This is a genomic window from Aurantimonas sp. C2-5-R2 (genome assembly GCF_036549495.1).
GTDB lineage: Bacteria > Pseudomonadota > Alphaproteobacteria > Rhizobiales > Rhizobiaceae > Aurantimonas > Aurantimonas coralicida_A.
Map to the genome: position 1 here is coordinate 22,343 of NZ_JAZHLJ010000037.1, position 15,744 is coordinate 38,086.

Annotated in this window: 18 protein-coding genes; 6 read left to right on the plus strand and 12 right to left on the minus strand. The window is 64.6% G+C overall.

Features of this window, described 5'->3' with window-relative positions:
* The first annotated feature begins 171 nt into the window (after positions 1 to 171).
* Positions 172 to 927 carry an SDR family NAD(P)-dependent oxidoreductase gene (locus tag VQ044_RS15400; protein ID WP_327648116.1) on the plus strand — a complete coding sequence of 252 codons (756 nt, stop codon included), beginning with the start codon at positions 172 to 174 and terminating at the stop codon, positions 925 to 927.
* 56 nt (positions 928 to 983) lie between these two features.
* Here the strand turns inward: VQ044_RS15400 and VQ044_RS15405 are convergent, their stop codons facing one another.
* From VQ044_RS15405 to dnaK, 6 genes are all read right to left on the minus strand, one after another.
* On the minus strand, positions 984 to 1,568 hold the full coding sequence (locus VQ044_RS15405) for an NADPH-dependent FMN reductase (RefSeq protein WP_327648117.1): 585 nt from the start codon (positions 1,566 to 1,568) through the stop codon (positions 984 to 986).
* On the minus strand, positions 1,565 to 2,203 hold the full coding sequence (locus VQ044_RS15410) for a class I SAM-dependent methyltransferase (RefSeq protein ID WP_327648118.1): 639 nt from the start codon (positions 2,201 to 2,203) through the stop codon (positions 1,565 to 1,567). Before VQ044_RS15410 ends, VQ044_RS15405 begins: the two co-directional genes overlap by 4 nt.
* Before the next feature lie 41 nt (positions 2,204 to 2,244).
* Positions 2,245 to 2,898 carry a class I SAM-dependent methyltransferase gene (locus VQ044_RS15415; protein WP_327623576.1) on the minus strand — a complete coding sequence of 218 codons (654 nt, stop codon included), beginning with the start codon at positions 2,896 to 2,898 and terminating at the stop codon, positions 2,245 to 2,247.
* 120 nt (positions 2,899 to 3,018) lie between these two features.
* Positions 3,019 to 4,155 carry a molecular chaperone DnaJ gene (gene dnaJ / locus VQ044_RS15420; RefSeq protein WP_327623575.1) on the minus strand — a complete coding sequence of 379 codons (1,137 nt, stop codon included), beginning with the start codon at positions 4,153 to 4,155 and terminating at the stop codon, positions 3,019 to 3,021.
* Positions 4,156 to 4,382: 227 nt separating this feature from the next.
* Complete coding sequence (locus tag VQ044_RS15425; RefSeq protein ID WP_327648119.1) at positions 4,383 to 5,468, minus strand: acyltransferase family protein; 1,086 nt, start codon at positions 5,466 to 5,468, stop codon at positions 4,383 to 4,385.
* A 244-nt stretch (positions 5,469 to 5,712) separates the two neighbouring features.
* Positions 5,713 to 7,644, minus strand: coding sequence for a molecular chaperone DnaK (gene dnaK / locus VQ044_RS15430; protein WP_327648120.1), 1,932 nt, complete (start codon positions 7,642 to 7,644; stop codon positions 5,713 to 5,715).
* Positions 7,645 to 8,236: 592 nt separating this feature from the next.
* Between dnaK and VQ044_RS15435 the strand changes: the two genes are divergently transcribed.
* Entirely contained in the window at positions 8,237 to 8,668 is a 432-nt protein-coding gene (locus VQ044_RS15435; RefSeq protein WP_327648121.1) for a hypothetical protein, read from the plus strand.
* Positions 8,669 to 8,853: 185 nt separating this feature from the next.
* On the opposite strand, the gene VQ044_RS15440 is transcribed toward VQ044_RS15435, so the two are convergent.
* Both VQ044_RS15440 and VQ044_RS15445 read right to left on the minus strand, forming a co-directional pair.
* Positions 8,854 to 9,021 carry a hypothetical protein gene (locus VQ044_RS15440; RefSeq protein WP_327648123.1) on the minus strand — a complete coding sequence of 56 codons (168 nt, stop codon included), beginning with the start codon at positions 9,019 to 9,021 and terminating at the stop codon, positions 8,854 to 8,856.
* A 162-nt stretch (positions 9,022 to 9,183) separates the two neighbouring features.
* Positions 9,184 to 9,681 carry a YciE/YciF ferroxidase family protein gene (locus VQ044_RS15445; RefSeq protein WP_327623570.1) on the minus strand — a complete coding sequence of 166 codons (498 nt, stop codon included), beginning with the start codon at positions 9,679 to 9,681 and terminating at the stop codon, positions 9,184 to 9,186.
* 310 nt (positions 9,682 to 9,991) lie between these two features.
* Here VQ044_RS15445 and VQ044_RS15450 point away from each other — a divergent pair, with 310 nt between their 5' ends.
* Entirely contained in the window at positions 9,992 to 10,567 is a 576-nt protein-coding gene (locus tag VQ044_RS15450) for an ActR/PrrA/RegA family redox response regulator transcription factor (RefSeq protein ID WP_327626417.1), read from the plus strand.
* A 6-nt stretch (positions 10,568 to 10,573) separates the two neighbouring features.
* On the opposite strand, the gene VQ044_RS15455 is transcribed toward VQ044_RS15450, so the two are convergent.
* Positions 10,574 to 11,086 carry an MmcB family DNA repair protein gene (locus VQ044_RS15455; protein ID WP_327626416.1) on the minus strand — a complete coding sequence of 171 codons (513 nt, stop codon included), beginning with the start codon at positions 11,084 to 11,086 and terminating at the stop codon, positions 10,574 to 10,576.
* A gap of 112 nt (positions 11,087 to 11,198) precedes the next feature.
* Positions 11,199 to 11,600: a Cu(I)-responsive transcriptional regulator gene (cueR, locus tag VQ044_RS15460; protein ID WP_327648125.1), complete on the minus strand. Its 402-nt coding sequence runs from the start codon at positions 11,598 to 11,600 to the stop codon at positions 11,199 to 11,201.
* Positions 11,601 to 11,846: 246 nt separating this feature from the next.
* Between cueR and VQ044_RS15465 the strand changes: the two genes are divergently transcribed.
* On the plus strand, positions 11,847 to 12,587 hold the full coding sequence (locus VQ044_RS15465) for a L,D-transpeptidase (RefSeq protein ID WP_442872934.1): 741 nt from the start codon (positions 11,847 to 11,849) through the stop codon (positions 12,585 to 12,587).
* 217 nt (positions 12,588 to 12,804) lie between these two features.
* Here the strand turns inward: VQ044_RS15465 and VQ044_RS15470 are convergent, their stop codons facing one another.
* Both VQ044_RS15470 and VQ044_RS15475 read right to left on the minus strand, forming a co-directional pair.
* Positions 12,805 to 13,476, minus strand: a complete 672-nt coding sequence (locus VQ044_RS15470; protein WP_327648127.1) for a ceramidase domain-containing protein — start codon at positions 13,474 to 13,476, stop codon at positions 12,805 to 12,807.
* Positions 13,477 to 13,567: 91 nt separating this feature from the next.
* Positions 13,568 to 14,011, minus strand: coding sequence for a YqaA family protein (locus tag VQ044_RS15475; RefSeq protein ID WP_327648129.1), 444 nt, complete (start codon positions 14,009 to 14,011; stop codon positions 13,568 to 13,570).
* Positions 14,012 to 14,254: 243 nt separating this feature from the next.
* Between VQ044_RS15475 and VQ044_RS15480 the strand changes: the two genes are divergently transcribed.
* Positions 14,255 to 14,683, plus strand: a complete 429-nt coding sequence (locus VQ044_RS15480; RefSeq protein WP_327624988.1) for a DUF2852 domain-containing protein — start codon at positions 14,255 to 14,257, stop codon at positions 14,681 to 14,683.
* Between the two features lie 107 nt (positions 14,684 to 14,790).
* Positions 14,791 to 15,621 (plus strand): M48 family metallopeptidase, encoded by an 831-nt coding sequence (locus tag VQ044_RS15485; RefSeq protein WP_327648130.1) that lies wholly within the window; start codon positions 14,791 to 14,793, stop codon positions 15,619 to 15,621.
* Positions 15,622 to 15,744: the final 123 nt, after the last annotated feature.

Here is a 15,744-nt window from a genome sequence, read left to right on the forward strand (position 1 = left end):
TTCGGTTTTCGGTGGACCGCCATCCACATTTGTGCGGCGATCGCCTACATGCGCGCTAGATGAAGCAGCGAACATGCTAAAAGCAACCGAATGCCGCTGTCGCCGGGCAACGTTGACTGCAACGTGATCGCCCGTGACGACCGGACGCCATCGGCGGAGAAGGACCGAACCATGTCGGAGACCATGCGCGACGAGCGCAAGACCCTGGTGCTGACCGGCGCCTCGCGGGGCATCGGCCACGCGACCGTGAAGCGGTTCTCCCGCGAGGGCTGGCGGGTGATCACCTGCTCGCGCCAGGACTTCGCCGACAACTGCCCTTGGCCGGCCGGCCCGGAAGACCACATCCGGGTCGACCTCTCCGACCAGGAGGACGTCGGCTTTGCGGTCTCGGAAATCCGGCGGCGGCTGGAAGCGAATGGTTCCGAACTCCACGCCCTCGTCAACAACGCGGCGATCTCGCCGAAAGGCGACGGCGGCGCCCGGCTGGACTCCATCGGTACGACCATGCACGCTTGGCGCGACGTCTTCCAGGTCAATTTCTTCGCGCCGATCATGCTCGCTCGCGGTCTGTTCAAGGAATTGTCCAAGGCGAAGGGCTCGATCGTCAACATCACCTCGATCGCGGGGGGGCGCGTCCATCCTTTCGCCGGTACGGCCTATGCCACGTCGAAAGCGGCGCTCAACTCGCTGACCCGTGAAATGGCGCATGATTTCGGTCCGGCTGGCATCCGGGTCAACGCCATCGCGCCCGGCGAGATCGAGACGGCGATCCTGTCGCCGGGCACCGAGAAGATGATCGACGACATCCCGCTGCGCCGTCTCGGCCAGACCTCGGAAGTGGCGGACGTCATCTATTTCCTTTGCTCCAGCCAGGCCTCCTACGTCACCGGGTCCGAACTCCACATCAATGGGGGCCAGCACGTGTGACCGCCGGTCGGCGGACATTCCCGCTTCGGCCGAAAGATCCCCGCCGTATCGTCCGCTCAGCCGTGCCGGCCGAGACTGCGGGAGGTGTCGAGCAGCTTGTCGACCAGCGCCTCCAGTGACGTTCGGGCGATGTCGTCGGCAAGCCGGCCGTCGTCGTCGAAACCGGTTGCCGCGTTGGCCAGGCTGCATTGCTGGGTAATGACATCGGCGCCGAGCGCCCGCATCACGATGCGAAGGGCCTCCAGTCCACGCATGCCGCCGAAGCGACCGGGCGATGCGGAGGCGAGCCCGACCACCAGTCCCTTGAAGGGCTGGATCGGGCGGCCGTTCACCTTGCGGACCCGGCTCACCCAGTCGATGGTGTTCTTCACGAGCGGCACCAGCGAGTGATTGTATTCGGGGCTGACCAGAAGCAACCCGTCCTGCGCCGCGATCCGTTGCGCCAAGAGGTTGGCGTTCTCGGGCACGCCGGCCTCCGCCTCATGGTCGCCGTCATAAATCGGTAGCGGATAATCGGCGAGATCGACCAGCGTCACCACCGCGTCGGTCAGCGCCAGCATCCGCGCGGCCTCGGCCGCGAGCCTGCGATTGTGGGAGGCCAGCCGCAGCGAGCCCGCAATGACGAGGATCTTTGCGCTCAAGACTCTGCCGCTCCGGTTTGGCCGGAGTGGTCCTGCGAATAGATCCAGACACGCGCCGGCGGGATATTCCGCCAGACCCTCGGCGAGGCTGACACGGTGAACACGCCCGGCACCGCCTCCACCGGCGGCCCCAGGAGGTAGGAGAGCTGGGTCAGATTACCGCCTGGCAGCAAGCGCGAAAAGTAATCCCGAAACAGCGCCTGACGCTCCGCCTGCGCGAGATTCGCGATCGGAATGGCGAACAGGATCGCGGCGAATTTCTCGCCTCGCCGCGCCCCCAGCGTCGTGTCGAGATCGAAGCCGTCGCCCTGGATCACGTTCACCCGGGGAAACCGCTGGCGCAGCATCCGGGCGAAATTCGGAGTATATTCGATCGCGGTGATGCGCTCCGGGGCGACGCCGTTATCCAGTAGCGCGCGCGTCACCACGCCAAGGCCCGGACCAAGCTCGAGGATCGGGCCGTTAAGCTCGGTCGTCGCGTGGCGCACCATCATCTGACAATAAGCCCGGCTCGACGGCGCGACGGCGCCCATCTTGATCGGATGCCGCACCCAACTGGCGAGAAATCTCGCCCAGTCGGCCGCACTGCTACCCGTACCGCTTTCCGGCGTATTCACATCCCCGTCTCCGGCCATGGACGCTTCCGTCTCGATTCCACCCGACTCGCCCATCGCCGCTACGCGGAGCGATAGACCAACACCCTCGCCGGCGGCAGGTTCCGCTTGATCCACGGGCTGGTCTCAAGACGCGCACCGATCCGGCGCGGCTTCACAGGGACGGTGAGAGCATAGGAAAACTGGATGAACGGGGCGTCCGGCCGCATCCGGGCCAAGGCGCCGCCGACGACCAGTTCGCGTTTTTCGTCCGGCTTGGTGAACAGCGGCAGACCGGAAATGACCGCCTCCAGGCGTCGGCCGGCGAGAGCCTTGTCCAACGCTTGGCTGGGCGCATAGGCGTCCCCCTGGATGACATGCGCCGCCGGAAAACGCGCCCGCAACAGGACGCAGAACTCTGGTGAAAATTCGACCAGGATCAGCGCCGATTCCGGCACGCCGCGCTCGATCAGACACTGGGTGACGACGCCGGTGCCGGGACCAAGCTCGAGAACCCGGGAGTTGTCGTCGAAGCGGGCCGGATCGGGAACGAAGGCGGCCATGGCGGCCCCAAGCGCGCGTGAGGACGGCGACACCGCCCCCATGACCAGCGGCCGCTGCAACCAGCCCCTGAAAAACCGGGCCTCGTCGCTGACCTTCGGGCGCGCCCGGGAACGCAAAGCCTTCAGGCGGTCGCGGGCACGCAGAGGAGGACGCGGTTCCAGAGTTCCCAACACGTGCACACACTCCCGTAACGCGCGAAGCCTTGGCTCCGGTTTCCTGCTGATGCCCGGCCCCTTGTAACGAATTCTTGACGAAAAGGTCGACCGTTTCGTTTCGCTCCCCCCGGGCGGGGCTCAGGTCTCGCTGAGATGCTCGAAAAACTCTTTCATCCGAGCGAAAAACCCGGTCGATTGGGGCGAATTCTCGGACGAGGAAATTTCCTCGAACTCCTCCAGAAGCTCCCGCTGGCGACGTGAGAGCTTCTGCGGAGTCTCGATCGTCACCTGGATAAAGAGATCGCCGACCTGCGGCGAACGCAGCACCGGCATGCCCTTGCCCCGCACTCGGAACTGCTTGCCGGTCTGGGTACCGTCCGGCACCTTCACGCGGGTGGTGTTGCCGTCCAGAGTGGAGACGTCGAAATGCCCGCCAAGCGCCGCGGTGGTCATCGACATGGGCGCCTGGCAGAACAGATCGGCGCCGTCGCGCTGGAAGAATTCGTGCGGTTTGACCGACAGGAAAATGTAGAGGTCGCCGGCGGGGCCGCCGCGAAGGCCGGCTTCGCCCTCGCCCGCGAGACGGATGCGCGTTCCGTCCTCGATGCCGGCCGGAATGTTGACCGACAGCTTGCGCTCCTCGGGCAGGCGACCGTCGCCGCCACATTTGCCACAGGGGTCAGCGATCACCTGGCCGCGGCCCTGGCAGGACGGGCAGCTTCGCTCGATCGAGAAGAAGCCCTGCGCTGCCCGCACGCGGCCGATGCCACCGCAGGTCGAACAGGTTTTCGGGCTGGAGCCGGGACGGGCGCCGGTGCCGGTGCATTCGTCGCACTGGATCGTCGTCGGCACGCCGATCTCGGCGGTCTTGCCGGCGAACGCCTCCTCCAGGCTGATGTCCATGTTGTAGCGAAGATCCGAGCCGCGCTCGCGGCCACCGCTGGGCTGGCGCCCGCGCGAGCGCCCACCCATCATCTCGCCGAAGATGTCGTCGAAGATGTCGGCCATGGATGAGGAGAAATCGCCGCGGAAGCCGGCGGCGCCGTTGCCGTTCTGGAACGCCGCATGACCGAAGCGGTCGTAGGCCGAGCGCTTCTGCTGGTCTTTCAGCACCTCGTAGGCTTCACCGAGTTCCTTGAACTTCCCCTCCGCCTCGGCGTCGCCGGGATTGCGGTCGGGGTGATATTGCATCGCGAGCTTGCGAAATGCGACCTTCAGTCCCTTCTCGTCGACGTCCCTGGAGACGCCGAGCATTTCGTAGTAATCGACCTTCATTCACGCTTCCATCGGTTCTTCGGCGGGCGGATCGGGGCAAACGCCTCCGGCGTCCGGCATCGGGGGCGCCGCGATCCTTCGATGTAGGAACGGATGGCTTGCGATACCATAGCGGCAGGTCGGATGAAAAGCGCCGTGATCGCGACGACCACCTCCGCGCGCCGGCCCGCTGTCGGGCAATTTCGCCTCTGACGATCCGATTAAGCGCGGCGCGTTCGCGCTACCGCTCAGGCCGAGGCGGCGCCCGCGGGCTTCCCGGAATGTGCGCGCCGCGGTCCGGCGATCAGATTGCCGAAGCGGCGCTCCAGATAGCGATCGGACAGCATGGCGATCGCCACGGTGGCAGCCATCGGCACCGTCCAATAGACGTAGAAATCCACGATACCGAGCTGCCCCAACCAGCGATCCCAGACAACCGTCAGGAAGAGGAACTCCATGACGGGATGCCAGAGATAGATGCCGAAGGCGACGCGGGTAAACGGCATGAGCCGGGCGAGCACGCCGGTGGAGGCCGGCCGGGCTGTCTCGGCAAGCGCCGTCGCCGTCAGCGAGGCGGCGAGGAGGGCCAGCGTCAGATAGGGGGTGGTCTGGCCGATCATCGTCGCGACGGCGGCGGCGAACAACATCAGGCCAGGCCAATGCGAGCGGATATCGATCGACCGGCGGCCCACCAGGACGGCAATAATCGCACCCATGACGAAATCGGCGAAAGCGCGATAGGCTCCGAGCGTGTCGGCGCTCGTCCAGTGCCCCGACGGAAAGACGCCGCGCCAGGAGGCATATTCCAGCGCCGCCACCCAGATCGCCAACATCAGGACGAGGCCACGCAGCCCCTTCCAGCGAAACATCACCAGGATCAGCGGAAACAAGGCGTAGGAAAAGAACTCGGCGCTGACCGACCAGGACACATAATTGAGCGCGAGACCGCTTGTCGTGCCGAGCGCGTGCAGGGCGAGCAGATGCTGGGGCAGCGCGGCGAGCTCGCGCGCGAACGGGTAGTGGTCGGCCCCCGCTAGAAGGGCCGCCAGCGCGACGGCGGCAAAGAACATCGTGACGATGAAATGCAGCGGGTAGAGGCGGGCGACGCGTCGGCGCATGAAGTCGCGATAGTCGGCGGCCGAGCGGATCTGATCGGCGTAGCGCGTGGCGATGAAGAACCCCGAGATCATGAAGAACATGTCGAGGAGCGGTAAAAGCCGGCGCAGGAACTCGGTGCCCGTCTCGGCGCCATAGGGCGCGGAATACAGGAAATGATAGGCCATCACCAGCATTGCGGCGACAAACCGCCAGCAGTCGAACACGCGGTAATACAAGGCCAAGCTCCCGCCAGCATCGTCGGTTTACCGACAAGCGCCATGGCGACGGCGCCTGCGTTCAACCTTGGATAGGCACGCAGACACGCGACACTGCAAGCCAAGCCTTGAGAACTGGTTAACCTTTGCAGGGGCATCCCCCTCCAAACGCAAAGAGCCCCGGCGCTGACGCCGGGGCTCCTGACTGTTCAAAACCGGCCCCAGACCCGTCTGGTCCAGGCCGCGTCCGCTGCCCTGCGAAAGGTCAGGCAGACTTCTTCTGGTCCTCTTCGCCGTCGACTTCCTCGAAGTCGGCGTCGACCACGTCGTCCTTGGCGGCGGCTTCGGCGTCGGCCTCACCCGCTTCGCCGGCCGGCTGCTCGGCCTGGGCGGCTTCGTACATGGCCTGACCGAGCTTCATCGAAACCTCGGCGAGACGATCGCTCTTGGTCTTGATCGTCTCGGCGTCGGCTTCTTCCTTCTGGAGTTCGGCCTTCAGATCGTCGATCGCCGAGCGGATGGCGGCGCGATCCTCCTCGGAGACCTTGTCGCCATAGTCCTCGAGCGACTTCTCGGCCGAATGCACCAGGCTCTCGGCCTGGTTCTTCGCCTCGACGCCCGCGCGCCGCTTCTTGTCTTCCTCGGCGTGACTCTCGGCGTCCTTGACCATCTGCTCGATGTCGGCGTCGCTGAGGCCACCGGACGCCTGGATGGTGATCCGCTGCTCCTTGTTGGTGCCCTTGTCCTTGGCCGAAACATTGACGATGCCGTTGGCGTCGATGTCGAAGGTTACCTCGATCTGCGGGATGCCGCGCGGTGCCGGCGGAATGCCCTCAAGATTGAAGCGGCCGAGCGACTTGTTGTCGGCCGCCATTTCGCGCTCACCCTGATAGACCTGGATGGTGACGGCGTTCTGGCTGTCCTCGGCGGTCGAGAAGACCTGGCTCTTCTTGGTCGGGATCGTGGTGTTGCGGTCGATCAGGCGGGTGAACACCCCGCCCAGCGTCTCGATGCCGAGCGACAGCGGCGTCACGTCGAGCAGCAGCACATCCTTGACGTCGCCCTGCAGAACGCCGGCCTGGATCGCCGCGCCCATGGCCACGACCTCGTCCGGGTTGACGCCCTTGTGAGGCTCCTTGCCGAAGAATTTCTTCACCGTCTCCTGAATCTTCGGCATGCGCGTCATACCGCCGACCAGCACGACCTCGTCAATGTCCGCAGCGGTCAGACCGGCATCCTTGAGCGCCGATTTGCAGGGGCCCACGGTGCGCTGGACGAAATCGTCGACGAGGCTCTCATATTTGGAGCGCGTCAGCTTCATCGTCAGGTGCTTCGGACCGGACTTGTCGGCGGTGATGAACGGCAGATTGATCTCGGTCTGGCTGGCCGATGAGAGTTCGATCTTGGCCTTTTCGGCGGCCTCCTTGAGGCGCTGCAGCGCGAGCTTGTCGCCCTTAAGGTCGATACCCTGGTCCTTCTTGAACTCGGCCGCGAAATATTCGACGAGACGCATGTCGAAATCTTCACCGCCGAGAAAAGTGTCGCCATTGGTCGACTTCACCTCGAAGACGCCGTCGCCGATCTCCAGGATCGACACGTCGAAGGTGCCGCCGCCGAGATCGTAGACCGCGATGGTCTTGCCGTCATTCCGGTCGAGGCCGTAAGCGAGCGCCGCCGCGGTCGGCTCGTTGATGATGCGCAGCACTTCGAGGCCGGCGATCTTGCCGGCGTCCTTGGTCGCCTGGCGCTGGGCGTCGTTGAAATAGGCCGGGACGGTGATGACCGCCTTCTCGACCTTCTCGCCGAGATAGGCCTCGGCGGTTTCCTTCATTTTCTGAAGGATCATGGCGGAGATCTGCGAGGGCGAGTATTTCTCGCCATTGGCCTCGACCCAGGCATCGCCATTGGACCCCTCGACGATGGCGAAAGGCACCATCTTCTTGTCCTTGGCCACGGTCGGATCTGCGTAGCGGCGGCCGATCAGCCGCTTGACCGCGAACAGGGTGTCCTCAGGATTGGTCACCGCCTGGCGCTTGGCCGGCTGGCCGACCAGACGCTCGCCGTCATCGGTGAACGCGACCATGGACGGCGTCGTGCGCGCACCCTCGGCGTTCTCGATGACCTTGGCGTTCTTGCCGTCCATGACGGCGACACAGGAATTGGTGGTGCCAAGGTCGATACCGATTACCTTCGCCATGAATATTCTCCTTCTTGAGCGAGCCGCCCGGGACCCTCGAAGAGGCGTTCCGGAAAGGGCAGCCCCCGAAATTCTTGGAAGTGCCGCAGAGCCGGAGCCTTGAGACGAACCGGTTTTGCGGGGCTGGCGGCTATATATGAAGTGCAATTTGGGGGTGCAAGTCGACCGGTGGCGGTTTCCTCGGCGGCGACCGGCGCGGCCCCGCCCGGGTCGCGGCATCCGCGCTGGCGGGGAAAAACGCGCTGGCCCGGCTGCAGCGCCACCCTATTTGGTTATGCGAGGCCCAAAACGCGGCCTTTTTACGGGGCTTGGGCAAAGGAGCATCAGCCATGAACGGTATCATCTATCTCGTCGGACTCGTGGTCGTCGTCGCCGTGATCCTGTCCTTCCTCGGCGTGTTTTAGGGTAGCAGCGCGACGATTCACCCGGCCGTGCCGCTGGCCCACGGCGTCCTTGCGTCTGTCTGGCGGTGCAGTCGCGCCCGGCCGCCTGAGCCAATGCTCGGGGTAGCGAGACGCGGCTCTGCGGCCAGATCGCGTGCCGGCGGATGCGCGGAACGACGGCGTCCGTCGGGACATCGGCTGCGCACGCGATGATCGGACAAACCTGCCCTGACGCGGGGCCGGGCGCAGCCTGCCGGCATCCCGCAGTCATGGCGCCATGTGCCGACAAATATTTGGAATCTGTTGGCGACCTCCCGCTTGCGGGGCGTTGCGAACGGGCGCACACTCGCGAGATAGAATTTCTTCTGGAGACGACGATGCGGACTGTTATTGCAATGGCAATCCTGGGTGTGATGGCCGCCAGTCCGGCATTTGCGGACTCAACCACAGGGACCGTGGCCGCGTTCGATCGCGTCGACCATATCCTGGTGCTCAACGACAAGACCATCTGGGATCTGTCGCCGGTCATCGACCTCGTGCCGGAGGATCTGAGATCCGGTGACAAGATCAAGATCACCTACACCTCCGCTGGCGACAACGGCTGGGGCAAGGTCGACTCGATCTCCGCCGTCGAAAAATAGGTCTGACGGTCGCTCCGCCGGCCCGGACATTTGATTTCCGGGCGGTGCCGAACTGGATGCAGTCCGGGGCCGGCCGGACGCGGTATGGTCGCCGCGTGGTCAGCCATGCCCTGATGGAGCGCGCCGTGGGACAGGCGCCCACCGGGATTTGGGCAAGGCGTCGCTCCGGCAGTAGGCCTACCCTCTCAGGCCAGCAGACGCGCGATCTGATAGATCGCCAATCCGCAGATCAGCGCGCCGACGAGGCGAAGCAGCGGTTTTTCCGGGATGATCCGGACCGCGTAGGCCGCCAGCGGGGCCGCCATGACGCCACCCAGAATGAGCCCGCCGACCGCCACCGCGTTGCCTGTCATATCGGCTTCCTCCCAGCGGCCGGTCAGGAGCGCGGCGCTTCACTACAAGGCTTGCATGCCACGCGCCCCCACGCCGGCTCGCGCGAGAAGATTCGGCCGTTCGATCGCGGCCGAAAAAGCGGCCCGCAGCCTTCCTTGGGCGAGCGGGTGGGGACCGAACACCTAGCCCAACGCTGCCTTGTTGATGCCGCCCTCGGCCAGCTTCGTCATGTGGGCATCGCCGTGATAAGTCGCGTCCAGGCATTTCTGCAGCTTGTGGGCATCGTCCTTCAGGTCGAGACGCTTGGCGAAGGCGACAAGACAGCCATAGCCGGCGATCGCGTAGTGGGCCATGCGCTGATACTGGCTGATGATCATCGCGTCACGGGCGTCGGGGTCGGAAATGTCTTCCTGTATGCCGTGCGCTCTGGCTTCCTTGACCAAACCCTCCATGCCCTTGCAGAATTCCTCGCCAGGCTTGGCGTCATGCGCCGCTATAACCGCCTTCAACGTTTCCAGCCCCTTCTCGATGCCGTCGACGCCGGCCTGAAGAGCCTTCTTCAAACCATCGTTATGGGCGGCGCCGGCCAGTTCGCGTGTCACCTTCGCCGCCTGTGTGTCAGCGCTGTGAACATCTTGAAGCTGGTCGAGATAGATGTCCTTGAGATTGGCGAGTGCCATCGGTCGGCTCCTTGGTTTGATTTCCCGAAGGCTAAGCGACCGAATCGCTCCGACGTTCCATCAATCCGGCATGGAGATGTTTGGTCGGCTATCCGCACGGCCCCTGGGGCGCGCGGATCCAGGTTCTTCCAAAGATTCAGACCAAAATTCGGCGTACGAATCCTGAGCGGAAAGCGTAGTATCCCAGCGGCAACCCGACTGTCGCTCCTGTGCGGCAAAATTCCAAGGTTTAGTGAACACATTTTTGTTGGGTTGCCGTGAAGGTGACGCTGGGCAATGTGCGTCTGACGTAAACGGAAGGACTCGCATTATGCTCAGAGGAGAGGCGGCCGCCGCGCCGCAGGGGAGGTCTGCGCGCGATTGTGATCGGTCTCTGCTGCTCGTGGACGATGACAGAGCGTTTCTCTTGCGCATGAGCCGGGCACTCGAACAGCGTGGTTACGATGTGGTGGCAGCCGAAAGTGTCGCCGAAGGGTTGGCGCAGCTGCGCCGCAGCGCGCCGGCCTACGCCATTGTCGATCTGCGCCTCAGCGATGGCACCGGGCTCGACGTGATCGCGGCGTTGCGGGCTGCACGCGAGGACGCGCGCGCCATCATCCTGACCGGCTATGGCAACATCGCGACGGCGGTGAGCGCCGTGAAAATCGGCGCCATCGACTATCTGACCAAGCCCGCGGAAGTCGACGAGATCGTGGCCGCGCTTACGTGCGATGGCGAGGCGCGCGCCGAGCCGCCGGAAAACCCGATGTCCGCCGATCGCGTGCGCTGGGAGCACATTCAACGGATTTTCGAGCTTTGCGGCCGGAACGTCTCGGAGACGGCGCGGCGGCTGACCATGCACCGGCGGACATTGCAGCGCATCCTCGCCAAGCGCGCGCCGCGCTGACCCGGCTCACCCGTCCGGCAAGTCCCTTTCCCGAGGTGCGGTCATGAAAGGGTTGGCCGCCCATTCAGCCTGCAAAAGGCGGTCGGCGGACAGCCGCGCGAAGCGCAGCACCAGCGCCTTGCGGGTCGCCGCCGCCATCCTTTCCTCCGGTGCGTCCCGCAGGATTTCGGCCGCATAGCCGTCCGAGACGATCAGGCCGCAGGTCTGCGGAAAAATATCGGCGGGCACGCCCGGATGGGTGGCGAAATACAGCCGGTCGCAATGCTGTCGGTAGTCCGGCCATTTGCGATCGACGCGGAAATCCTCGACCGAGGTCTTGATCTCCACGATCGAAAATTCGCCCTTCTCCGAAAGACAAATCAGATCGGCGCGCCGACCGGACGCCAGCGGCATTTCGGGAAGCAGCGCCACCCGTCGCGCGATCATCAACCGCTGTACGCCTCGGCGCACCATCAGGGCGCGCTCCGACTGGCGCCCGTCGACGAGCGGATCGACGGCAAAGGGAGAAACGAGCGGCATGCGTCAAAGATAGTCCAGGCGGACGATCGGCGGCAAGCAAAAATGGAAACAAACCAGAAACAAAAAGTCGGGCCGGCGGACGGCGCGCGATTCCAGGCACACTAAACGGAATCTACGCCTCCGCCCGGATGGTTCCTGCAATCTCGTCGAGGATGGGGCAGTCGGGGGCCTGATCGCCATGGCATTGCTCGGCGAGATCCGCGAGCGCGCGCTTCAGCGACTTCAGTTCCGCGATCTTGCGGTCGATCTCCGCGATCCGCGAACTGGCGAGGCGTTTGACGTCCTCGCTCTTGCGACTGGAATCCTCGTAAAGCGACAGCAGCCGCCGCGCCTCTTCTATGGTAAAGCCCAGCGAGCGCGAGCGCTGCAGAAAACGCAGCATGTGCACGTCCCGATCGCGGTAGTAGCGGTAGCCATTTGATGCCCTGGCCGGCTTTATCAGCCCCACTTCCTCATAATAACGGACCGTCTTCGGCGGCAGACCCGACAACCGGGATGCTTCCCCGATATTCATGAGACGTCCTCGTTGATGGCTTCGATCATCTCGACGCGAAGGAGATGTCGCGGCCGCCAGCTCCGTCAACTGTCACCTGGCGGCAACAAAGCGCTTATTAACCATCCACGTGCCAAATAGGGTCATTGCTTCAACAAATTGTGCGGCTTAACGAAGAGACGGCTTCAGATGGTCGGCAATCAGACCCGCGCGGTTCGCACAGCGACCGCTTCATCCATCGCACCCAACTTGGCGTTCGTTATGAAGATGAGACAGATTATCCTTGCAGGCGCTGCTCTGCTGTCGGTCGCGACGATGGCCGGGTGCGCGACATCCGAGCGCGCGTCGCTGACGCCATCGGGCAATGCGCAGATGGCTGCCTACACGGCGCCCGATTCCCTGCCGACCGAAGGCAGTGCCGGCGCGACGACGAAACTCGGCTATGGCGCCGTGGTCGACGAAGGCTTTGCGCTACCCGCCATTCCGACGGACAAGATCGATCCGCAATATCTGCGTCAGCGCGTGTCTTTCGAGGAAGGCCGCCAGTACGAGTCGGGCACGGTCGTCGTCGATACCCCGAACCGGTTCCTCTACGTGGTCGAAGCCGACGGCATGGCGATGCGCTACGGCATCGGCGTCGGCCGCGCCGGCTTTTCCTGGGCGGGTGAAGCGAACATTCGCGCCAAGCGCTCCTGGCCGAAATGGTTTCCGCCGGGCGAGATGATCGATCGCAAGCCTGAGCTTGAGCCTTATCGCGACGGCATGGACCCGGGCCTGACCAACCCGCTCGGTGCCCGCGCCCTCTACCTTTACCAGGGTGGCAAGGACACGCTGTTCCGCCTGCATGGAACGCCGGAATGGTGGACGATCGGCACGGCCGCCTCGTCGGGCTGTATCCGTCTGATGAATCAGGACATCCTCGACCTCTACGAGCGCGTTCCCATGGATGCCCGCGTGGTGGTCAGGCAGGGCAAGGAGCGGATGGCGGCGGGTTACGCCGGCACCTGACCAGCCGCGCGATCGCGGCGCGACAGTTCTACAAGGCGGGGGACCGCCACGGCCGGATGCTTCGGGGGAGGCGTCCGGCCATTTTTTTTGAAGACGGCCCGTTGCCGGGGCGTCCAGCTGAGCAATGCCGGCATTGGCGGCGGGCGAGCTTCGATCATCGGCGTATCGCTCGCATTCGGCGCTCACTAAGCGCTCACTTGCTGGAATCGGTTCGACTTCATCGTGGTTCGGGCGTCGCGCCGCGGACTGCCGCGACGAGCAAAAGTCCCAGCGTTGCCGCATTGAGCGTGTGCCAGAGGAAGTGGGTTCCGTGCGGCCAATCCGGGCAGAGCGGCAGGTCGACCATCCGGAATGCGAGCGAGACGGTAAAGACCCCGCCGGCGGCGAACACCGGCCAGCCCTCAGGATGGTCCCGCGCCACGAGATAGCCGCCAATGGCGTACAGTGCGAAAAGCCCGGCAACGTAGCCGGCCGACGATCCGAGCTGCGAAGCGAGCAGCGGTTCGGCCGCCAGGGAGGCTGCGACGAAGGCGAGTGTTCCGACAAATGCCGCCATCGGGGACAAACCCACGAAGCGGCAGAGTGCGAGGCCGAAATAGGCAAAGATGAACAGCGCGATGGGGATGACGTCGGCGAAACTCGACCATCGGTTCGCGAAGGTGTGGAACAGAAACGAGCCGGTTCCGATGATCGCGACGAGACAGATGAGATAGAGGCTCGGCCGATCTCGCGCCGGCCCCCGTCGCCAGTACCAGAGCCCGAGCGCCGCGGCGGCGAAGAACGCGAGATTCGACAAGGCGTTGAGCGGTTCGGCCCAGAAGCCCGTGCCGAGCCGTTCGCAATAGGCGTCGATGGGTGCCGTCAGCTCCATGACGCGAAGAATGCCCATTAGAGCCCGAGGATGCCAGTCAAGGTCTGTGGCGAGCGACAACAAGGCGGGGGATATCTCTAGCCCTCGCGTGCGACGGGCGGTCGGCTTCTCAAAGCCCCGGCCAGGCAAGCGTCGCGCCCGCGACCACCACGTAGCGGGCGAATTTGCCGATCGCGACCAGTACGACGAACGGGAGGAGCGGCACCCGCAACGTCCCGGCGATGACCGTCAGGGCGTCGCCGCCGAGGGGTGACCAGGCAAACAAAAGCGTCCAGACGCCATAGCGGTTGAAGAAGCGCGTCGCCGCCTCCAGCTGCCTCGGTTTCACCGGAAACCAGCGACGCTCCTGGTAGCGCAGCATGAACCGGCCGCAGAGCCAGTTCACGACCGAGCCCAAGGTGTTGCCGGTTCCCGCCACAAGGACCAGCAGCCACGGGTCGGCAATGCCTTTCGCGATCAGCCCGATCAGCATGAGCTCGGACGCGCCGGGCAGGATGGTCGCGGCCAGGAAGGCGCCCCAGAACAGACTGAAACAGGCGGCAAGGACGCTCAATTCATCCGCTTTCCCGCCGCCGCCAACGGCCGCTGGAAGCGAAGGATACCCTGCCACAGAGGGGCGTCGGGAACCGGGTTCGTTATGTCCGGCCAACGGTTTTCGCGCTGCCCGATACCGATTTTCGCTGGCAGGCAATTGAACGGGCGAGTGACCCTCACCATCTGAATACTACCGCATCGAATTGTCGAAGCCCCCGCGATGCTTGCGCGTCGCGGCCATTCTCGAAAGGAACAGTCTGCGATGACTTCGCAAGCCTTGATCCGTCCGGCCTGGACGCCCGCGACCATAGCATTGATGGTGGTCGGTTTCATGATTTACTGGCCCCTCGGCCTGGCGATGCTCGCCTACATTCTCTGGGGTGATCGTTTGGAGAGCTTCCGGCGGGACGTCAACCGTACGACCGACCGTTTCTTCGGCGGACTGAAGCGCACGGGCGCGGTCAACCCCTTCGCCGAGACCCGCACCGGCAACGTCGCCTTCGACGACTGGCGTGAAAAGGAGCTGTCCCGCCTCGACCAGGAGCGCCGCAAGTTGAATGAAGCGGCGGCCGAGTTCGAATCCTATGCCCGCGAGCTGCGCCGGGCCAAGGACCAGCAGGAGTTCGACCGCTTCATGGCCGATCGTCACAACAAGACCGGCGGCCAGACCATCGACGGTCAGCCCGCCTGACCGGCCAGGCGTAGTTCATGATGCGACGGCGGCGTTCTCCCGAACGCCGCCGTCTTTTTGTCGCGTGTCGGCGGGCTCCGCTATAGGGTGGGGTTCGAATCGCGGCGATGGGCTGCTTCGAAGAACGGTTCATCTTGCCGATGTCGCTTTTCTTTTCCCGGCGGAACGCGAACACGCCCGCCATCCCCGAGCGTCTGGACCTTGCCGCCGGCCCGGTCCCGGTCACCGTGCGCCGCAATCCGCGCGCCAAACGGCTGATCCTGCGGCTTGCCCCTGGCGGAACCGGAATCGTCGTGACGGCGCCGAAAAAGGTGCCGGCGCGGGCCATTGCGGAATTTCTCGAGCGGCATCGCGGCTGGGTGGAGGAACGCATCGCGCGGGCGCCCGACCGGATCGTCGCTGTGGATGGCGCGACCATCCCGTTTCGGGGCGCCGAATTGCGGCTGATCCAGGCATCGGAGCGCCGCGCCAGCCGCTTCGAGGCGGTGGACGGCGCGGCGCATCTCTTCGTCGGCGGCGAGCCGGAGCATTTTTCCCGCCGCGTCATCGAGGCGCTGAAGCGGGAGGCGCGGCATGATCTGCAAGTCCGCGTCGACCGCCACGCGGCCACCGTGGGTCTGCGTCCACGGGCGATGGCGCTGAAGGACACGAAGAGCCGCTGGGGCTCCTGCACCATCGATCGGCGGCTGGCGTTTTCCTGGCGGATCGTCATGGCCCCGCCGGAAGTGCTCGATTATCTCGTTGCCCACGAGGTGGCGCATTTTCGAGAGATGAACCACGGCCCGGCCTTCTGGGCACTCTGCCGCGAGCTTTGCCCCGGCATGGATCACGGCAAGAATTGGCTGAAGCGGCATGGAGCCGGGCTGCATGCTGTGGCATTCGAGGGCACGCTAAATCGAGCGTTCGAATACGGCGCGGGAGAGACTGGGATCTCGTAGATTGATGTGACCAAGGTAGAGCGGACGCTGAGGCCTAGAGCATCCGGCGAATAATTTGAATCGACGGGTTCCCATTTGATGTTCGGTTTGATTCTCTGTGAGCAGGAGGTGCTTCATGGGAAA